This window comes from Pseudomonas sp. Seg1, assembly GCF_018326005.1.
Classification (GTDB): Bacteria; Pseudomonadota; Gammaproteobacteria; order Pseudomonadales; family Pseudomonadaceae; genus Aquipseudomonas.
The window spans coordinates 394,061-410,614 of record NZ_AP021903.1 but is presented as its reverse complement, the minus strand read 5'-3'; the positions used below and the strand labels follow the sequence as shown (position 1 = coordinate 410,614).

The following is a 16,554-nucleotide window of genomic DNA, read 5'->3' as shown; positions in this document are numbered from 1 at the left end:
CATGAAGTGGTTATGGGCCATCGCCCTGACGGCCGGCCTCGCCTGCCAAATGGCCGGCGCAGCAGCGTTCTATGAAGACAAACCGTTGGCCCACCCGCTGATCGAGGGCTTGCAGGAAAGCTCGGCGACGCTGGCGTTCATCAAGGAAGCCAAGGGCGTCAAAGGTTACTACTGCGTTTGCGACACGCCCGAGGCGAGCCCGCAGTTACTGGATGACTTCGGCCAGGCAACCATCGAATCGGTATTTTTGACGCCAATCGACAGCGAAGACCCCATCCGCCTGGTGCTCTTCAAGCAGCAAACGAAGTACCGGATTTACGCCTACAAATACGACGCCAGCAGTCAGCTCTACACTCGCGTCACAGGACTGCAAAAAGCCCTCGACCGAATTGCCGCAGGCCAGAAGCGGCTGGACGCCCTCACCATCAAGAAAGCACTGGCGCAGCTCACGCCGATCAACTATCGATTGCGCTACACGCAATCGGGCATTCCCGAATTCGACCAACTCGACCTCACCGCAGGAACGCTGGTCGGTTATTTCGATGAACAGACCAAGCCACTGGACATCAACACGCCCGGTACGGATCAGCACTACTTCAAAAAAACCTATCAGGAAAAAAACGGGCGTTTTCTGACTGTCACATTCTGGCGCGACATCGATACGTCCGTGAGAGACGGCGATCGCACGCTCTATAACTATCAAGTGGGCCGCATGGCCTGGGAAACCACTCCCGCCACGTTCAGTGGCAGCGAGGATGGCGCTTCGGTTTCATTCAATTTCGGCGACATCAGTGCCCAGGGCGCTTACGAAAAAGGTCTGCGTACTGGCACCTGGTCTTTCGCCAAGGAATACAAATATTCGGCCAGCGGCAACTATGTGGCAGGCAAACGACAGGGCGAATGGACCGAGACCGACTACTCGAAAAGCTACACCGGTCAGTACGTCGATGACGCACGCGAGGGACGATGGACAATTCTCGACGATGGCGATCCCGATAACACCACGACCGGATTCCAGACGTACCTGCACGGCGTACTCGACGGCCCGAGCGAAGAAATCACCGGCACCGTGATCGAACGCGGCAACTACCGCAACGACCAGCGCGAAGGCCCATGGGTGACCGCGATCGGCAGCGGCGCCTTCGAAAACGGCCTGAAAAGCGGTCCATGGACCCTCAAGACCGACAAGGGCCACAGCCAGAGCGTTAACTTCGTGGCTGGGAAAAAAGAAGGTGAACTGCGGGAAACCGATGCCAATGGCGTCGTGATTCTGATCGAGCATTACAAGGCCGATGTATTGTCCGGCACCCAGGAGTTCTACAACGCCGACGGCAAACTGCTGAACTTGCGTCATTACGAAAACGGCAAGAAAGAAGGCCGCGCACTGGATTACAGCAGCGACGGCAGCGCATTGATCAATGACATCTCCTGGCACAACGATGAGCGCGAAGGCCCCTATCTGACCTTCTTGCGTGACGGCACTCCCGCCACCGTCGGACGTTTCGAGCTGCGCCGCTTTGTCGGCTCGATGAAACAATACGATGACCAGGAAGTGCTTTATGAAGAGTCCAACTGGTGCCGTTTTGACAAGGATGGTCACCCGACCGTCGACCGCTGCGGGATAACCCGACACTTCACCCATGGCAAATTGTCGTCGGAGACCGACTTCCTCTACGGTGATCGCCAAGCATCCACTGATTACAACTATGAAACCGGTCGCAAGACCAGTGAGACGATCATTGGCGATAACGACCATATCACCGACATCAGTTATTACGACAATGGGCAGATCGAATGCCAAAAGAATCGTGTGGGTTTCAGTCTGCTGAACATCAATCAGCGACAAGTCAAAACCTATGAACACGCGGGCGACCTGACCGGCGAGCAATTGTGCTATCACCGTAACGGCGTGGTTAAAAGCCGGGCGTTTTACGACAAAGGGCCTGTCGGTTGCACCACGCAGTACGACGAGACCGGACAGCAAACCTATCCCGGCCCCGAGGGGTGTCCAAAACCCGTCGTGCCCGTTGGCAGGCAAAAACGCATGCTCAACTTCAGCAGTTGAAAGCCGTTCAGAATCGGCCGGTTTGTGTGAGCGGATGTTGTCCCGGTTGGGCTTACCGCCGCCCCTGGCCTATGCTGCATCCACTCTCATCGTTGATCGGTCGAATCCATGGGTCGTGGTTTTCTCTTCCTGCTGCTGGTGATCGCCCTGCCCGCCGCCGCGCAGATCTACAAGTACACCGACGCCAACGGCAATACGGTGTACAGCGATCACTCGCCGGACGGGGTCAAGGCGCAGACGGTTGAGTTACCGCCACTCAACAGCGTTGAGCCTCAGGGGCCGAGCGCACCCGCCGCGCCCATCTCCGATAGCCGTGAGCCCGTGCGCAGCGCCTACGAAATTCTCGAACTGGGTGGCCTGCCCACCGAAGAAGCCCTGCGCGCCAACAACGGCACCTTCACGGTCAATGTGCTGATCAAGCCGCGCCTGCAACCGCCGCATCAATTGAGACTGGTGCTGGACGACGCACCCTACGGGCAGCCAAGCAACGTGCCGATCCTGCAATTGGTGAATGTCGACCGTGGCGAACATCGACTTGCCGTTCAGGTCATCGATGGCGAGGCAATCATCCAGCAGAGCCCGGTGGTGGTCTTTACCGTACAGCGGGTACACAAGCCATGATTCGTCCATGGCTGATCGCCTTGTTGGCGATGATCACGCTGCAAGCCTCGGCCGAGGTGTTCACCTACATCGATGCGCAAGGCAACCGCGTCTACACCGACCAACCACGCGGCAACGCCAAACGGGTGCCGCTGGCGACCAGCAATCGCATGCCGGCCAATCCGAGCGCTGCACGGCCGATTACCACCGCAAAGAAATCCCCGGAGCAACCGCTGCTCCATTACGACATGCTGCGCGTTCTGGTGCCCGAGCCGGACGCGACCATTCGCAGCAGCGCCGGCGAGTTGATTGTCAGCGTTACCAGCGAGCCCGGCTTGCAAGCGGGCCATCGCTATCGCTTGTTGCTCGACGGCCAGGTCACTGGCGAGCCCGGTCTTAGTCCGGTATTCCCGCTGAGCAATATCGACCGTGGCAGCCACAACCTTTCGATCGAGATTCTTGATGCGCAGGGCCGAACCGTCGAACGCACCGCCAACCAGCCGTTCCACATGCTGCGCATCTCACTGGCGCAGAAACGCCAGGTCAAACCCTGCGTTAACGAGGATTACGGCGTGCGCCCGGAATGTCCGTTGAAGGACAAACCACCAGAACCGAAAAATCCCTTCCTGCGTTTCTTTTAACGCCATTCAGCTTTGCGCACTATATTGGTGCAACAGGCTGCACCGTACCCACATTGCAACCCATTTTGGTTCGAAAGTACCCGCGAGAGCTGGCCGACTGCCACGCAAACGAGCGTCAAACGCCCGTTTCAGGGGTTGAACGCTTCTTTTCGGAGCCTTGGTTTGGTTTTTGCATTTTCCCGATAACGACGCTTGCTTGTTGCGCACGCTCCGCCCCCAAAAGAGGCCCTGATGACTATAAGTGACGCAATCCCCCGTTTGCTGCTCGACAACCTGACCACCGCTACCATCTTGCTTGATGCCGAATTGCGCCTTGAGTACATGAATCCGGCGGCGGAGATGCTGCTCGCCATCAGCGGGCAGCGTAGCCATGGGCAGTTCATCAGCGAGCTGTTCACCGAATCCACCGAAGCGCTCAATTCCCTGCGCCAGGCGGTGGAACAGGCACACCCGTTCACCAAGCGCGAAGCGATGCTCACGGCCCTCACCGGTCAGAACTTGACCGTGGATTACGCGGTGACGCCGATCCTCAGCAACGGCGCGACCCTGCTTTTGCTGGAAGTCCACCCGCGTGATCGCTTGCTGCGGATCACCAAGGAAGAGGCCCAGCTGTCGAAGCAGGAAACCAGCAAGATGCTGGTGCGCGGTCTTGCCCACGAGATCAAAAACCCGCTCGGCGGCATTCGTGGCGCCGCGCAACTGCTGGCCCGAGAGCTGCCGGAAGACAGCCTGCGCGACTACACCAACGTGATCATTGAAGAGGCCGACCGCCTGCGCAATCTGGTCGACCGCATGCTTGGCTCGAACAAGTTGCCGTCGCTGGCCATGTGCAACGTTCACGAAGTGCTCGAGCGCGTTTGCCAACTGGTCGAAGCGGAAAGTCAGGGCTGCATCACCTTGGTGCGTGATTACGACCCAAGCATTCCCGACGTATTGATCGACCGCGAGCAAATGATTCAGGCGGTGTTGAACATCGTGCGCAACGCGATGCAGGCGATCAGCAGCCAGAACGAGCTGCGCCTGGGCCGCATCAGCCTGCGTAGCCGGACCATGCGCCAGTTCACCATCGGCCACGTCCGCCATCGTCTGGTGACCAAGATCGAGATCATCGACAACGGCCCGGGCATCCCGGCGGAACTCCAGGAAACCATTTTCTTTCCCATGGTCAGCGGCCGCCCGGACGGTACCGGGCTGGGCCTGGCCATTACCCAGAACATCATCAGCCAGCACCAGGGCCTGATCGAGTGTGACAGCCACCCCGGCCACACCACGTTCTCGATCTTTCTGCCACTGGAACAAGGAGCCACATCGACATGAGCCGTAGTGAAACCGTGTGGATCGTCGATGACGACCGTTCTATCCGTTGGGTTCTGGAAAAGGCCTTGCAGCAGGAAGGCATGACCACGCAGAGCTTCGACAGCGCCGATGGCGTGATGAGTCGTCTGGCCCGTCAGCAGCCTGATGTGATCATTTCCGATATCCGCATGCCGGGTGCCAGCGGGCTGGATCTGCTGGCGCGGATCCGCGAGCAGCACCCACGGTTGCCGGTCATCATCATGACTGCCCACTCCGATCTGGACAGCGCTGTCGCCTCCTATCAGGGCGGCGCTTTCGAATACCTGCCCAAGCCGTTCGACGTGGATGAGGCGGTGTCGCTGGTCAAACGCGCCAACCAGCACGCGCAAGAACAGCAAGGCCTGGAAGTGGTGCCCGCGCTGACCCGCACCCCGGAAATCATCGGCGAAGCGCCGGCGATGCAGGAAGTTTTTCGCGCCATCGGCCGCTTGAGCCACTCCAACATCACCGTGCTGATCAACGGCGAATCCGGCACCGGTAAAGAACTGGTCGCCCACGCCCTGCACCGCCACAGCCCGCGTGCGGCCTCGCCGTTCATTGCGCTGAACATGGCGGCGATCCCCAAGGACCTGATGGAATCCGAGCTGTTCGGCCACGAGAAAGGCGCGTTCACCGGCGCGGCCAACTTGCGTCGCGGACGCTTTGAACAGGCCGATGGCGGCACGCTGTTCCTCGATGAAATCGGCGACATGCCGGCAGATACACAAACCCGTCTGCTGCGGGTGCTGGCCGACGGCGAGTTCTACCGCGTCGGTGGTCATGTACCGGTCAAGGTCGATGTGCGGATCATCGCCGCGACACACCAGAATCTGGAAACCCTGGTCCACGCCGGAAAATTCCGTGAGGACTTGTTCCACCGCCTTAATGTGATCCGCATCCACATCCCGCGCCTGTCGGACCGTCGCGAAGACATCCCGACCCTGGCCAAGCACTTCCTCAGCCGCGCCGCGCAAGAGCTGGCGGTCGAGCCGAAGCTGCTGAAAAGCGAGACCGAGGAATACCTGAAAAACCTGCCGTGGGGCGGCAACGTGCGCCAGCTGGAGAACACCTGCCGCTGGATCACGGTCATGGCCTCCGGCCGTGAAGTGCATATCAGCGATTTGCCACCGGAACTGTTGAACCTGCCGCAGGATTCGGCGCCAGTGACCAACTGGGAGCAGGCGTTGCGCCAGTGGGCCGATCAGGCGTTGGCACGTGGCCAGTCGAGCCTGCTCGACAGCGCGGTACCGGCGTTCGAGCGGATCATGATCGAAACGGCTTTGAAGCACACCGCCGGGCGTCGCCGTGATGCCGCCGTTTTGCTGGGTTGGGGGCGTAACACCCTGACGCGCAAGATCAAGGAACTGGGGATGAAGGTTGATGGTGGGGATGATGATGAGGGGGATGAGGGTTAAACAGCCTATAGGTCTGCGGTGAACACACATTACGTGAACATCAAAGATCCAATGTGGGAGCGGGCTTGCTCGCGAAAGCGGTGTGTCATTGAAAAGGATCGTGACTGACACGACGCCTTCGCGATCAAGCCCGCTCCCACAACTAGTCCTCTGTGCACCAGAGTAATGCACCTTGAACCGCAATCGAGCATAACTTTCAGTTCAGATCGTTAGTGAAAATCACCGAAAAACAACAACGCCAAAAACACGAAAGCCCCGAATTCCGGGGCTTTCGCGTTTCTCATCAGCTTTTTTGTTTCAGCAGATTAAAAACTGGCACGCCCCCTGCAATACCTCTTACAGGTGATTCGATTCACCACCCGTTTCGGGGACCTTGGTACAGGCAGGCCGGGGATTCCCCTCTTTACACCGGGCGCACATCGCAATGCGATGCGCCCACCCTTTTGGGATCCTTGGTACAGGCAGGCCGGGGGTTCCCTCTTTACAACGGACCGACGCTACGAGCGAAGTCCACCCCGTTTTGGGAACCCTGATACAGGCAGGTCAGGGATTCCCGCTTTTATTGCTCCCGGAGATGGATCTCCAGCCGCCAGCGGTCATCGACCTCGCTGCCGGTCCAGTCACCTTGCAGCGGCCGCGCCGCCAGCACCGTCAGCAACAACCCGCCATCACTCGCTCGCGTACGCCAGTTGACGTCTTTGCCGTTGAGCTTGAGCTGGCCTTTCTGCGCCTTGCCTTCAGCCTGGAACAGAAGCGCCACGGCACCGTCGACCACCTCGCCGTGCAGCTTCGGCTCGTTGTTGAACCAGACCACCAGACCGCCGTCGATCACCTCGACCTGTTGCAGCACGCTCGGATCCGGTGTGGTCAGGCGGCCGATCATCAGGCCGATCATCACGCCGACGATCGCCAGCGAACCGATCACCCGCGGGAATAGTTTCGAACGGTTGTCCACAGGCGGCGTAGAATGCCGCTCATCTTTACCTTCGGAGCCGTGCATGTTTCACGTCATCCTTTTTCAACCAGAAATTCCGCCGAATACCGGCAACGTTATCAGGCTGTGCGCCAACAGTGGCTGCCACCTGCATTTGATCGAACCGCTGGGTTTCGAGATGGACGACAAGCGCCTGCGCCGCGCCGGTCTCGACTACCACGAATATGCCACGCTGCAACGCCACGCCGACCTCGCCAGTTGCCTGGAAAGCCTGGGCAACCCACGGCTGTTCGCGTTCACCACCAAGGGTTCGCGGCCGTTTCACGATGCCGCGTTTGTGCCGGGTGATGCGTTCATCTTCGGCCCGGAAAGCCGTGGCCTGCCGCCAGAAGTGCTGGACGCCCTGCCCGCCGAACAGCGCCTGCGCCTGCCGATGCGCGAAGGCTGCCGCAGCCTGAACCTGTCCAACACCGTGGCCGTGGCTGTGTACGAAGCGTGGCGCCAGAACGACTTCAAATAACACCGCAAAATAAATGCCTGATCGTTCCCACGCTCTGCGTGGGAATACAGCCCGTGACGCTCCGCGTCACTGGACGCGGAGCGTCCTCAGAGGTATTCCGACGCAGAGCGTAGGAACGATCAGCCAAGAAAAAAGCGCCTGTAACGGCGCTTTTTTCGTTGTCGCTCAGACCGTTTACTGAACGGTCGGGGTCTCGCCGCTTTCCTGCATGCGCTGCAGCTCTTGCGCGTACAGGGCGTCGAAGTTCACCGGAGCCAGCATCAGTGCCGGGAACGAACCGCGAGTTACCAGGCTGTCCAGAGTCTCACGAGCGTAAGGGAACAGGATGTTCGGGCAGAACGCACCCAGGGTGTGGCTCATCGACGCCGGGTCGAGGTTCTTGATCAGGAAGATACCGGCCTGTTGCACTTCAGCGATGAAGGCCACTTCGTCACCGTTTTTCACGGTCACGGACAGGGTCAGCACGACTTCGTAGAAATCGCCTTCAAGTTCTTTCTGGCGAGTGTTCAGATCCAGACCAACGGTCGGATCCCACTGCTGACGGAAGATCGCCGGGCTTTTCGGGGCTTCAAAAGACAGGTCGCGAACGTAGATGCGCTGCAAGGAGAATTGCGGTGCGGTTTCTTCTTCGCTGGCTGCAGTGTTCTGTTGGTCAGTCATCTCAGATCCTTTCTGATCTTGGGTCTTTAGGGATTGCTGTACGTGGGTGCAGCCGTTCAGGCCTTGAGCAGCGCGTCGAGCTTGCCGGCGCGCTCCAGGGCATACAAATCGTCACAACCGCCGATGTGCTTTTCGCCGATCCAGATCTGCGGCACGGACGTGCGCCCGGCCTTCTGGGTCATTTCGGCGCGCACCTGCGGCTTGCCATCGACCTTGATCTCTTTGAAGGCCACGCCTTTGTTCTCGAGCAGGTATTTGGCTCGCGAACAGTAAGGGCAGTAATCGCTGGAGTAGACGATGACTTCACTCATATCACTTCACCAACGGCAGGTTGTCGCCTTTCCAGCTGGAAATCCCGCCGGACAGCTTGGCGGCGGTGAAGCCGGATTTCATCAGCTCGCGGGCGTGGGTGCCGGCGGTCTGGCCCAGAGCGTCGACCAGAATGATGGTCTTGGCCTTGTGTTTTTCCAGCTCGCCGATACGCGCTGCCAGTTTGTCCTGTGGAATGTTCACGGCGCCAACGATGTGGCCGGCAGCGAAATCCTTGGCCGGACGGATGTCCACCACCACGCCCGCATCTTTGTTGACCAGTGCGGTCAGCTCACCGGTGCTCAGGCTTTTACCGCCGCCCTGCATCGTGTGCGCCAGCAGCAGAGCCAGCAGTACGACGAAGATACCGACAAGAATGTAGTGGTTAGTGGCAAATTCAATCAGGTGAGCAACCATCGAAGGAGGTTCCAGGGCGTTAAAATGTCGGCCAGTATACACAGCCACTATGGTCGGCCAAACCCCGTCCGGCGGTGACGCCGTCGGAACTTCGCTTTAAACTCCAACTCCCTTTTCCATCGCCCTCTTCTTTATTAGCCACGAGTGGATTCCATGACTACCACGCCTAAACCTTTGGTCCTGATCATTCTCGACGGCTTCGGTCACAGCGACAGCCCCGAATCCAACGCCGTTTTTGCGGCGAAGAAGCCTGTACTTGATCGCCTCTGGGCCACCGTGCCAAATGGCTTGATCTCGGGCAGCGGCATGGACGTCGGTCTGCCGGACGGCCAGATGGGCAACTCCGAAGTCGGCCACATGAACCTCGGCGCCGGCCGGGTGGTGTATCAGGACTTCACTCGTGTGACCAAAGCGATCCGCGACGGCGAGTTCTTCGAGAACCCGACCATCTGCGCCGCTGTGGATAAAGCCGTGGCCGCCGGCAAAGCCGTGCACTTCATGGGCCTGCTGTCGGATGGCGGCGTGCACAGCCACCAGGATCACCTGATCGCCATGGCCGAACTGGCCTTCAAGCGCGGCGCCGAAAAAATCTACCTGCACGCCTTCCTCGACGGCCGCGACACGCCGCCGAAAAGCGCCGCATCGTCGATCGAACTGCTTGACGCGACGTTCCAGGCCCTCGGCAAGGGCCGCATCGCCAGCATCATCGGCCGCTACTTCGCGATGGACCGTGACAACCGTTGGGATCGCGTGACCCAAGCCTACAACCTGATCGTTGACGGCAACGGCGAGTTCAACGCAGCCACCGCCCAGGAAGGTCTGGAAGCGGCTTACGCCCGTGGCGAGAGTGACGAATTTGTCAAAGCCACTTCGATTGGTGAGCCAGTCAAGGTCGAAGACGGCGACGCCGTGGTGTTCATGAACTTCCGCGCCGACCGTGCCCGCGAGTTGAGCCGTGTCTTTGTCGAAGACGGTTTCAAGGAATTCGAGCGCGGCCGCCAGCCGAAAGTGCAATACGTGGGCCTGACCCAATACGCCGCGAGCATCCCGGCTCCCGCAGCCTTTGCGCCGGGCAGCCTGGAAAATGTGCTCGGCGACTATCTGGCGAAGAACGGCAAGACTCAGCTGCGCATCGCTGAAACCGAAAAATACGCTCACGTGACCTTCTTCTTCTCCGGCGGCCGTGAAGAACCGTTCCCGGGCGAGGAGCGCATCCTGATCCCGTCGCCGAAAGTCGCCACCTACGACTTGCAGCCGGAAATGAGCGCGCCGGAAGTCACCGACCGTATCGTCGACGCCATCGAAAACCAGCGCTACGACGTCATCGTGGTCAACTACGCCAACGGCGACATGGTCGGCCACAGCGGCGTGTTCGACGCGGCAGTTAAAGCGGTTGAATGCCTGGACACCTGCGTCGGCCGCATCGTCGAGGCTCTGGAAAAGGTTGGCGGCGAAGCGCTGATCACCGCCGACCACGGCAACGTCGAGCAAATGGCTGACGAGTCCACCGGGCAAGCGCACACCGCGCACACCACCGAGCCGGTGCCGTTCATTTATGTCGGCAAGCGCGACCTCAAGGTCCGTGAAGGCGGCGTACTGGCGGACGTGGCGCCAACCATGCTCAAGTTGCTGGGACTGGAAAAACCGGCGGAAATGACCGGCACCTCGATTCTGGTCTGACCCGAATCCAGAAAACCCTGCAAAACCTTGTGGGAGTGGCTATGTGGTGAGGGGATTTATCCCCGATGGGCGGCGAAGCCGCCCTGAAACCGAACACCACGGCGTGTCTGACGCGCCGTGCAAGCTGATTTCGCGACTGCTGCGCAGCCGATCGGAGATAAATCCCCTCGCCACAGGTCGCTCTACACTGGTTTGCAGAGTTTTTAAGGCCAGTTATCACACAAGCCCAATTGGGCGTTTTTTTTGCAGCCTCGGGCGGGCATACTAGGCCGTCCCTTACCCTGGTGCCGCCCGCCCCTATGCTTCGCGTCCTGATTGCCCTCGCTCTGACCTGCCTGCTCCAACCGGCCTTCGCTGACGAGCGCGCGCAAACCCAGCAGCAGCTGGATGCCACGCGTCAGGACATTGCCGAGCTGAAAAAGCTGCTGGGCAAACTCCAGGAAGAAAAGTCCGGCGTGCAGAAAGAGCTCAAGGGCACTGAAACCGAGATGGGCAAGCTGCAGAAGCAGGTCGACGCCCTGCAGAAAGAACTGCAGAAAAGCGAATCCGAGTTGCAGCGGCTCGATGCGGAGAAAAAAAAACTCCAGAGCGCGCGCACTGAACAGCAGCGACTGATCGCCATCCAGGCCCGCGCGGCCTACCAGAACGGCCGCCAGGAATACCTCAAACTGCTGCTCAACCAGCAGAATCCCGAGAAATTCGCCCGTACCCTCACCTATTACGATTACCTGAGCCAGGCCCGCCTGGAGCAGCTGAAGAATTTCAACGAAACCCTGCGCCAACTGGCCAATGTCGAAAAAGACATCGGCTTGCAGCAGGCACAATTGCTCGTACAGAAAAGCAGCCTCGACACTCAGCGCGAAGAGCTCGACAAGGTCCGCAAGGAACGCCAGCAAGTCCTCGCCAAACTCAACGACGACGTAAAGGCCCGCGACCAGAAACTTGCCTCTCGCGAGCAGGATCAGGCAGACCTGTCTAAAGTCCTTAAAACCATTGAAGAAACCTTGGCCCGCCAGGCTCGTGAGGCAGAAGAAGCGCGGCAGAAAGCGCTGATCGCCCAGCAGGAAGCGGAAAAAAAGCGTTTACGTGAGGCCGAAGCTGAAAACAGCGACGCCCCACGAAAACCTGCCAGATCAACACCCGGCGCCTTGGTTTCCAGCAGCGGCGAGACCTTCGGCGGCCCTTTTGCCGCAACCCGGGGAAAACTTCCGTGGCCGGTTGATGGTCGACTGTTGGCACGTTTCGGTGAAACCCGTGGCGACGACGCCAGGACCAAGTGGGACGGCGTGATGATCAGCGCCTCCGCCGGCAGTCAGGTGCATGCTGTACACGGCGGCCGTGTGGTGTTCGCCGACTGGTTGCGCGGTGCCGGGCTACTGGTGATCCTCGATCACGGCAACGGTTTTCTGAGTCTTTACGGTCACAACCAGACGCTGCTCAAATCAGCCGGTGACGTGGTAAAAGCCGGTGAGTCCATCTCCACTGTCGGAAACAGTGGCGGTCAGGACACACCTGCACTGTATTTCGCAATTCGTCAGCAGGGTCACCCGAGTGATCCGGCGCAATGGTGCCGCGCGCAAGGATAGGCGTTGAGTCACCAACATTAGGAGTTCGTTCGACATGCTGCATTTGTCCCGCCTTACCTCGCTGGCCCTGACGATCGCCCTGGTGATCGGCGCGCCTCTGGCGTTCGCCGCACAACCGGCTCCGGCTGTCGCTCCAGCAGGCACTGCTGCAACCTCCAAGGCCCCGTTGCCGCTGGAAGAGTTGCGCACCTTTGCCGAGGTCATGGACCGGATCAAAGCCGCGTATGTCGAGCCAGTGGACGACAAGACCCTGCTGGAAAACGCGATCAAGGGCATGCTCAGCAACCTCGATCCGCACTCCGCTTACCTGGGCCCGGAAGATTTCACCGAGTTGCAGGAAAGCACCAGCGGTGAATTCGGCGGCCTGGGCATCGAAGTCGGTTCCGAGGACGGCTTCATCAAGGTCGTCTCGCCAATCGACGACACCCCCGCGTCGAAGGCCGGCATTCAGGCCGGTGACTTCATCGTCAAGATCAACGGCGCACCGACGCGCGGCCAGACCATGACCGAAGCCGTGGACAAGATGCGCGGCAAGATCGGCCAGAAAATCACCCTGACCCTGGTGCGCGACGGCGGCACGCCATTCGACGTGACCCTGGCCCGCGCTGTAATTCAGGTGAAGAGCGTCAAGGCGCAATTGCTCGAATCGGGCTACGGCTATATCCGCATCACCCAGTTCCAGGTCAAGACCGGCGAAGAAGTTTCCAAAGCCCTGGCCAAGCTGCGCAAGGACAACGGCAAGAAGCTCAACGGCGTCATCCTCGACCTGCGCAACAACCCGGGCGGCGTGTTGCAGGCAGCGGTGGAAGTGGTTGATCACTTCATCACCAAAGGCCTGATCGTCTACACCAAGGGGCGGATCGCCAACTCGGAACTGCGCTTCTCCGCCACCGGCAAGGACGAAAGCGAAGCGGTACCGATGGTCGTGCTGATCAACGGTGGCAGCGCCTCGGCATCGGAAATCGTCGCCGGCGCCTTGCAGGATCAGAAACGCGCCGTGGTCATGGGCACCACCAGTTTCGGCAAGGGCTCGGTACAAACCGTGCTGCCGCTGAACAACGACCGCGCACTGAAGATCACCACGGCGTTGTACTTCACGCCAAATGGCCGTTCGATCCAGGCCCAGGGCATCGTTCCGGACATCGAAGTGCGCAAGGCGAAGATCACCAACGAAGCGGACGGCGACTACTTCAAGGAAGCCGACCTGCAGGGTCACCTGGGCAATGGCAACGGCGGCGCCGACAAACCGACCGGTTCCGGCGCCAAGGCCAAGGCCATGCCGCAGGATGACGATTACCAACTGGCCCAGGCCCTGAGCCTGCTCAAAGGGCTGAGCATTACGTCCGGCCGCTGAGGATGTCTCTGCGTTTCGTCTTCGTTCTGTTGTGCTGTCTGGCGGGTGCTGCTCATGCAGAGCCCGCTGGTTCGACACCTCACAAAGCCTACCTGACACTGATCATCGATGACCTGGGGCAAAACCTGCCCCGGGATCGCCGCGTGCTGGCCTTGCCCGGCCCGGTGACCACGGCGATCATGCCCGACACCCCGCACGCCACCGAATTTGCCCGGGAAGCCCATCGCGCCGGCAAAATCGTGATCCTGCACATGCCCATGGACCCGGCCACCGGGCCGTATGCCTGGCACCCCGAACTGCCCATCGAAGAACTTGAAAAACGCCTCAAAGCCGCTTTCAAAATGGTCCCCTACACCGCCGGCATCAATAACCACATGGGCAGCCGCATGACCGCGCAACCAGTGGCGATGGCGTGGTTGATGGCTGAATTGCAGCGCCGCCACAAGTTCTTCGTCGACAGCCGCACCAGTGCGCAAACCGTGGCGGCGCAACAGGCGCAGAAGATCGATCTGGCGAGCGTGTCGCGGGATGTGTTTCTCGATGACGAGCGCACCGAAGCGGCAATTTTCACCCAATTGCAGACGGCGATCAGCCTGGCGCACAAACAAGGATCGGCGGTGATGATCGGCCATCCGTACCCGCAGACCCTCGCTGTGCTGGAGCGCGAGCTGCCCAAGCTCAAGGCTCAGGGCATCGAATGGATCGACATCAAGCAAATGATCAGCGTGCGCAGCAATCGCGCTATGGCCGGTCATGGCAAAGACGGCGTGTATCGGTAACACGCGGTCACCACGCAATACATAGTTACCGCCAGAGGTTGGGCCTACATCCGGATAGTTAGACCTGCAACAGGTTGCGACTCCCTGAGTCGCCTTTCAACTATCAGGAGTGACTATGACGACGCATGACGATACCGCTGTGCCAGCCGGGCAAATGGAGCCCATCCGCCACGACAACCTGCTGATCAACTTCACGACGGAGTTTCTCCGCATCTGGGACACCCACGGTTCACGGGCAAAAAAGGCCGCGATTTGGCGTCCGACCCCGGCCGCCGATGTGCTTCCCGGCTATTTCCCATTGGGCGACGTGCTCATTGATAACCACGACAACATCACTGGCAGGCATATCGTGGCCGTGGTTTGCGAGGCTGATACACCCAGCGCAGATCCTGCCAAAGGCAAAGCACTATGCCGGCCTGTCGACTACGAACTGATCTGGGAAGACACCGGATCGGGATCGAAAAAGGACGGAGCGATCTGGCGCCCCGTTCCTCCCGAAGGTTACGTGGCGCTGGGATCGGTATGTTCCGACGGCCATCAAAAACCTTCTTTCAACGCCGTCCGCTGTGTCCGTGCCGACCTTGTGATCGCTTCTGGTCTCAGTGAACAGACATGGAATGACAGGAGCAGCGGCGCTCGAAAAAGCATCAGCACCTGGAGCGCCATTCCGCCATCGGCACCAGCGGATGAAATTTACTTGGTGCCCGGCACCTTTGTCGGCTGTAGCGGTTATTCCAGACCCGACAACTTGTTCGTCTATTCGCTGCGCATTCGGATTTCGCTCGAGGTCAATCCTGCCCCCACCTTGCCCGTGCTCGACAGTGAAATACCTCCCTGTGCGCAGGTACCTGAACACCCCACACAGACCGCTAGGCTTCCATGGTTCGCGGTGAAGGACCCACAACTTTCCAGACGCGAGCAACTGCGAGAGTCACCTTTCTATCTTCTGCAACGCACGGATTACTATCAGCTCGTCGGCCATTGCAAGAACGGCCAAGATGACGCCAGACCGATTCGCTGGACGGCACCCCGCGCCCAGAGATCGGAAAACCTGCGCACCTTCACCCAGCTCACCTCGATCGAGTTCGGCGCTCAATGGCAAAGCAACGCTCGCCAGCCGTTCCTGTTTTCGGCGCGGTTGAACAATGCTTTTACCCAGTGCGAAATTCAGTCGAATGAATGGCTCAACCCCGCGCCAATCGAGGTCGCTGCCGTTATGGCAAAAAACAGCTCGATAGGGGTCTATCTGATGCAAAGTGATTATGTGCTGCTACGCGCGGACGGTACGCACGTTACCGACGACGTCAGTTACACCGATGGCAACAGCTTGCACATCAGCCAATACACGCCGACGGAGCCTGAAGTAATGGTTGTGCCTTTGGTTGAACCGGCAGTACAGGCGATCATCGATACGCCATCGGCAGACAACGAGGTCACCGCGCCATTACCAGAGCCGGAGCCAGACTTGCCGAACGCTACAGATACCTTGCCATGATGTCGTCAACCACGCCTTCTTTGCGCAGCTGATCGAGCGCAGCCTGCAGCTTGGCCACAACTTCGTCGGAGACGTCCTTGTTCAGCGCCAGATACAGTTCGGCGCTGTTGAAACGCAGCACGGTCTTGAGTCCGGTCACGCCATCCTGCCGCGCCAGATAACGGCCGGCAGGATCGCCGGTTGCCCACAGATCGATCTGACCGTTGACCAGTTTCTTCGCATTGTCCTGATCACGCAGCACGACCACTGGCTTCAAGCCCTGCTTGGTCAGCGTCTCGGCAATCGCATCGCCCTTGTAGGCACCGATCCGGTACTTGCGCGCGTCATTGAGGGTTTCGAGGGTGATCTTGCTGTCAGCCTTGGCCAACAGGATCCAGTCGTCGGGGCCGATCGGGCCGACCCACTTGAAGAGTTTTTCGCGATCCGGCAGCCGCGCCATCACGAACGCACCGTAACCGGGGTTTTCCAGGGCCAGTTTGTAGACGCGCTCCCAAGGGAAACGCAGGGTCAGGCTGTAGGTGATGCCGGCGCGCTGGAACATCTCGCGCACGATGTCGGTGGCAATGCCGTTGATGTTCTCGCCCTGAGCGAAATTCTTGCCGTTCTTCGCCATGTTGTACGGCGGGAAGTTTTCGGTGAGGAGCACCAGATCGGTGTCAGGACTGTTTTCGGCCCGGGCAGTATCGAGCAGCAACACACAGGCACTGGCGAGAACAAGAAGCAGGCGTTTGATCATGTCGGGCTACCGAAATCCATGGCGTGCC

At 59.6% G+C, this 16,554-nt stretch carries 16 protein-coding genes; 11 read left to right on the top strand and 5 right to left on the bottom strand.

The features are described from left to right. Position 1 precedes the first annotated feature (1 nt). The 5 genes from KI231_RS01780 (at position 2) to ntrC (ending at position 6,056) form a co-directional block, all read left to right on the top strand. On the top strand, positions 2–2,065 hold the full coding sequence (locus KI231_RS01780; protein WP_213027269.1) for a toxin-antitoxin system YwqK family antitoxin: 2,064 nt from the start codon (positions 2–4) through the stop codon (positions 2,063–2,065). A 108-nt stretch (positions 2,066–2,173) separates the two neighbouring features. Then, positions 2,174–2,686, top strand: coding sequence for a DUF4124 domain-containing protein (locus KI231_RS01775; RefSeq protein WP_213027268.1), 513 nt, complete (start codon positions 2,174–2,176; stop codon positions 2,684–2,686). After that, the gene (locus tag KI231_RS01770; protein ID WP_103304207.1) at positions 2,683–3,306 is read left to right on the top strand and encodes a DUF4124 domain-containing protein; all 624 of its coding nucleotides are present in this window, start codon (positions 2,683–2,685) and stop codon (positions 3,304–3,306) included. Before KI231_RS01775 ends, KI231_RS01770 begins: the two co-directional genes overlap by 4 nt. Before the next feature lie 231 nt (positions 3,307–3,537). Then, complete coding sequence (gene glnL / locus KI231_RS01765) at positions 3,538–4,623, top strand: nitrogen regulation protein NR(II) (protein ID WP_103304206.1); 1,086 nt, start codon at positions 3,538–3,540, stop codon at positions 4,621–4,623. Next, complete coding sequence (gene ntrC / locus KI231_RS01760) at positions 4,620–6,056, top strand: nitrogen regulation protein NR(I) (RefSeq protein WP_007909238.1); 1,437 nt, start codon at positions 4,620–4,622, stop codon at positions 6,054–6,056. Before glnL ends, ntrC begins: the two co-directional genes overlap by 4 nt. Before the next feature lie 559 nt (positions 6,057–6,615). Here the strand turns inward: ntrC and KI231_RS01755 are convergent. After that, on the bottom strand, positions 6,616–7,056 hold the full coding sequence (locus KI231_RS01755; RefSeq protein WP_103304205.1) for a hypothetical protein: 441 nt from the start codon (positions 7,054–7,056) through the stop codon (positions 6,616–6,618). On the opposite strand from KI231_RS01755, the gene KI231_RS01750 reads away from it, so the two are divergent. Next, positions 7,055–7,510 carry a tRNA (cytidine(34)-2'-O)-methyltransferase gene (locus KI231_RS01750; RefSeq protein WP_003220777.1) on the top strand — a complete coding sequence of 152 codons (456 nt, stop codon included), beginning with the start codon at positions 7,055–7,057 and terminating at the stop codon, positions 7,508–7,510. The genes KI231_RS01755 and KI231_RS01750 overlap by 2 nt on opposite strands. 174 nt (positions 7,511–7,684) lie before the next feature. On the opposite strand, the gene secB is transcribed toward KI231_RS01750, so the two are convergent. Genes secB through KI231_RS01735 form a run of 3 tightly spaced genes read right to left on the bottom strand, consistent with a single transcriptional unit; the run spans position 7,685 to position 8,896 of the window. After that, on the bottom strand, positions 7,685–8,170 hold the full coding sequence (secB, locus tag KI231_RS01745) for a protein-export chaperone SecB (protein WP_103304204.1): 486 nt from the start codon (positions 8,168–8,170) through the stop codon (positions 7,685–7,687). A 56-nt stretch (positions 8,171–8,226) separates the two neighbouring features. Further along, positions 8,227–8,481 carry a glutaredoxin 3 gene (gene grxC, locus KI231_RS01740; protein ID WP_103304203.1) on the bottom strand — a complete coding sequence of 85 codons (255 nt, stop codon included), beginning with the start codon at positions 8,479–8,481 and terminating at the stop codon, positions 8,227–8,229. A 1-nt stretch (position 8,482) separates the two neighbouring features. Further along, on the bottom strand, positions 8,483–8,896 hold the full coding sequence (locus tag KI231_RS01735; RefSeq protein ID WP_083367280.1) for a rhodanese-like domain-containing protein: 414 nt from the start codon (positions 8,894–8,896) through the stop codon (positions 8,483–8,485). A gap of 153 nt (positions 8,897–9,049) precedes the next feature. On the opposite strand from KI231_RS01735, the gene gpmI reads away from it, so the two are divergent. The 5 genes from gpmI (at position 9,050) to KI231_RS01710 (ending at position 15,790) form a co-directional block, all read left to right on the top strand. After that, positions 9,050–10,576: a 2,3-bisphosphoglycerate-independent phosphoglycerate mutase gene (gene gpmI / locus KI231_RS01730; RefSeq protein ID WP_213027267.1), complete on the top strand. Its 1,527-nt coding sequence runs from the start codon at positions 9,050–9,052 to the stop codon at positions 10,574–10,576. 299 nt (positions 10,577–10,875) lie between these two features. Further along, positions 10,876–12,162, top strand: coding sequence for a murein hydrolase activator EnvC family protein (locus tag KI231_RS01725; protein ID WP_103304201.1), 1,287 nt, complete (start codon positions 10,876–10,878; stop codon positions 12,160–12,162). A 34-nt stretch (positions 12,163–12,196) separates the two neighbouring features. Beyond that, on the top strand, positions 12,197–13,516 hold the full coding sequence (locus KI231_RS01720) for a S41 family peptidase (RefSeq protein WP_103304200.1): 1,320 nt from the start codon (positions 12,197–12,199) through the stop codon (positions 13,514–13,516). A 2-nt stretch (positions 13,517–13,518) separates the two neighbouring features. Beyond that, positions 13,519–14,295 carry a divergent polysaccharide deacetylase family protein gene (locus KI231_RS01715; protein WP_213027266.1) on the top strand — a complete coding sequence of 259 codons (777 nt, stop codon included), beginning with the start codon at positions 13,519–13,521 and terminating at the stop codon, positions 14,293–14,295. A gap of 115 nt (positions 14,296–14,410) precedes the next feature. Then, the gene (locus KI231_RS01710; RefSeq protein ID WP_213027265.1) at positions 14,411–15,790 is read left to right on the top strand and encodes a Vps62-related protein; all 1,380 of its coding nucleotides are present in this window, start codon (positions 14,411–14,413) and stop codon (positions 15,788–15,790) included. Here the strand turns inward: KI231_RS01710 and KI231_RS01705 are convergent. Then, positions 15,771–16,526, bottom strand: a complete 756-nt coding sequence (locus tag KI231_RS01705; protein WP_213027264.1) for a substrate-binding periplasmic protein — start codon at positions 16,524–16,526, stop codon at positions 15,771–15,773. The two genes, KI231_RS01710 and KI231_RS01705, sit on opposite strands and share 20 nt — an antisense overlap. Positions 16,527–16,554 lie beyond the last annotated feature (28 nt).

Excerpts from the sequence above, each read along its gene's own strand:
- KI231_RS01780 (WP_213027269.1), top strand. The coding sequence starts at position 2 with ATGAAGTGGTTATGGGCCATCGCCCTGACGGCCGGCCTCGCCTGCCAA.
- KI231_RS01775 (WP_213027268.1), top strand. The coding sequence starts at position 2,174 with ATGGGTCGTGGTTTTCTCTTCCTGCTGCTGGTGATCGCCCTGCCCGCC.
- KI231_RS01770 (WP_103304207.1), top strand. The coding sequence starts at position 2,683 with ATGATTCGTCCATGGCTGATCGCCTTGTTGGCGATGATCACGCTGCAA.
- glnL (WP_103304206.1), top strand. The coding sequence starts at position 3,538 with ATGACTATAAGTGACGCAATCCCCCGTTTGCTGCTCGACAACCTGACC.
- ntrC (WP_007909238.1), top strand. The coding sequence starts at position 4,620 with ATGAGCCGTAGTGAAACCGTGTGGATCGTCGATGACGACCGTTCTATC.
- KI231_RS01750 (WP_003220777.1), top strand. The coding sequence starts at position 7,055 with ATGTTTCACGTCATCCTTTTTCAACCAGAAATTCCGCCGAATACCGGC.
- KI231_RS01755 (WP_103304205.1), bottom strand. The coding sequence starts at position 7,056 with ATGCACGGCTCCGAAGGTAAAGATGAGCGGCATTCTACGCCGCCTGTG.
- secB (WP_103304204.1), bottom strand. The coding sequence starts at position 8,170 with ATGACTGACCAACAGAACACTGCAGCCAGCGAAGAAGAAACCGCACCG.
- grxC (WP_103304203.1), bottom strand. The coding sequence starts at position 8,481 with ATGAGTGAAGTCATCGTCTACTCCAGCGATTACTGCCCTTACTGTTCG.
- KI231_RS01735 (WP_083367280.1), bottom strand. The coding sequence starts at position 8,896 with ATGGTTGCTCACCTGATTGAATTTGCCACTAACCACTACATTCTTGTC.
- gpmI (WP_213027267.1), top strand. The coding sequence starts at position 9,050 with ATGACTACCACGCCTAAACCTTTGGTCCTGATCATTCTCGACGGCTTC.
- KI231_RS01725 (WP_103304201.1), top strand. The coding sequence starts at position 10,876 with ATGCTTCGCGTCCTGATTGCCCTCGCTCTGACCTGCCTGCTCCAACCG.
- KI231_RS01720 (WP_103304200.1), top strand. The coding sequence starts at position 12,197 with ATGCTGCATTTGTCCCGCCTTACCTCGCTGGCCCTGACGATCGCCCTG.
- KI231_RS01715 (WP_213027266.1), top strand. The coding sequence starts at position 13,519 with ATGTCTCTGCGTTTCGTCTTCGTTCTGTTGTGCTGTCTGGCGGGTGCT.
- KI231_RS01710 (WP_213027265.1), top strand. The coding sequence starts at position 14,411 with ATGACGACGCATGACGATACCGCTGTGCCAGCCGGGCAAATGGAGCCC.
- KI231_RS01705 (WP_213027264.1), bottom strand. The coding sequence starts at position 16,526 with ATGATCAAACGCCTGCTTCTTGTTCTCGCCAGTGCCTGTGTGTTGCTG.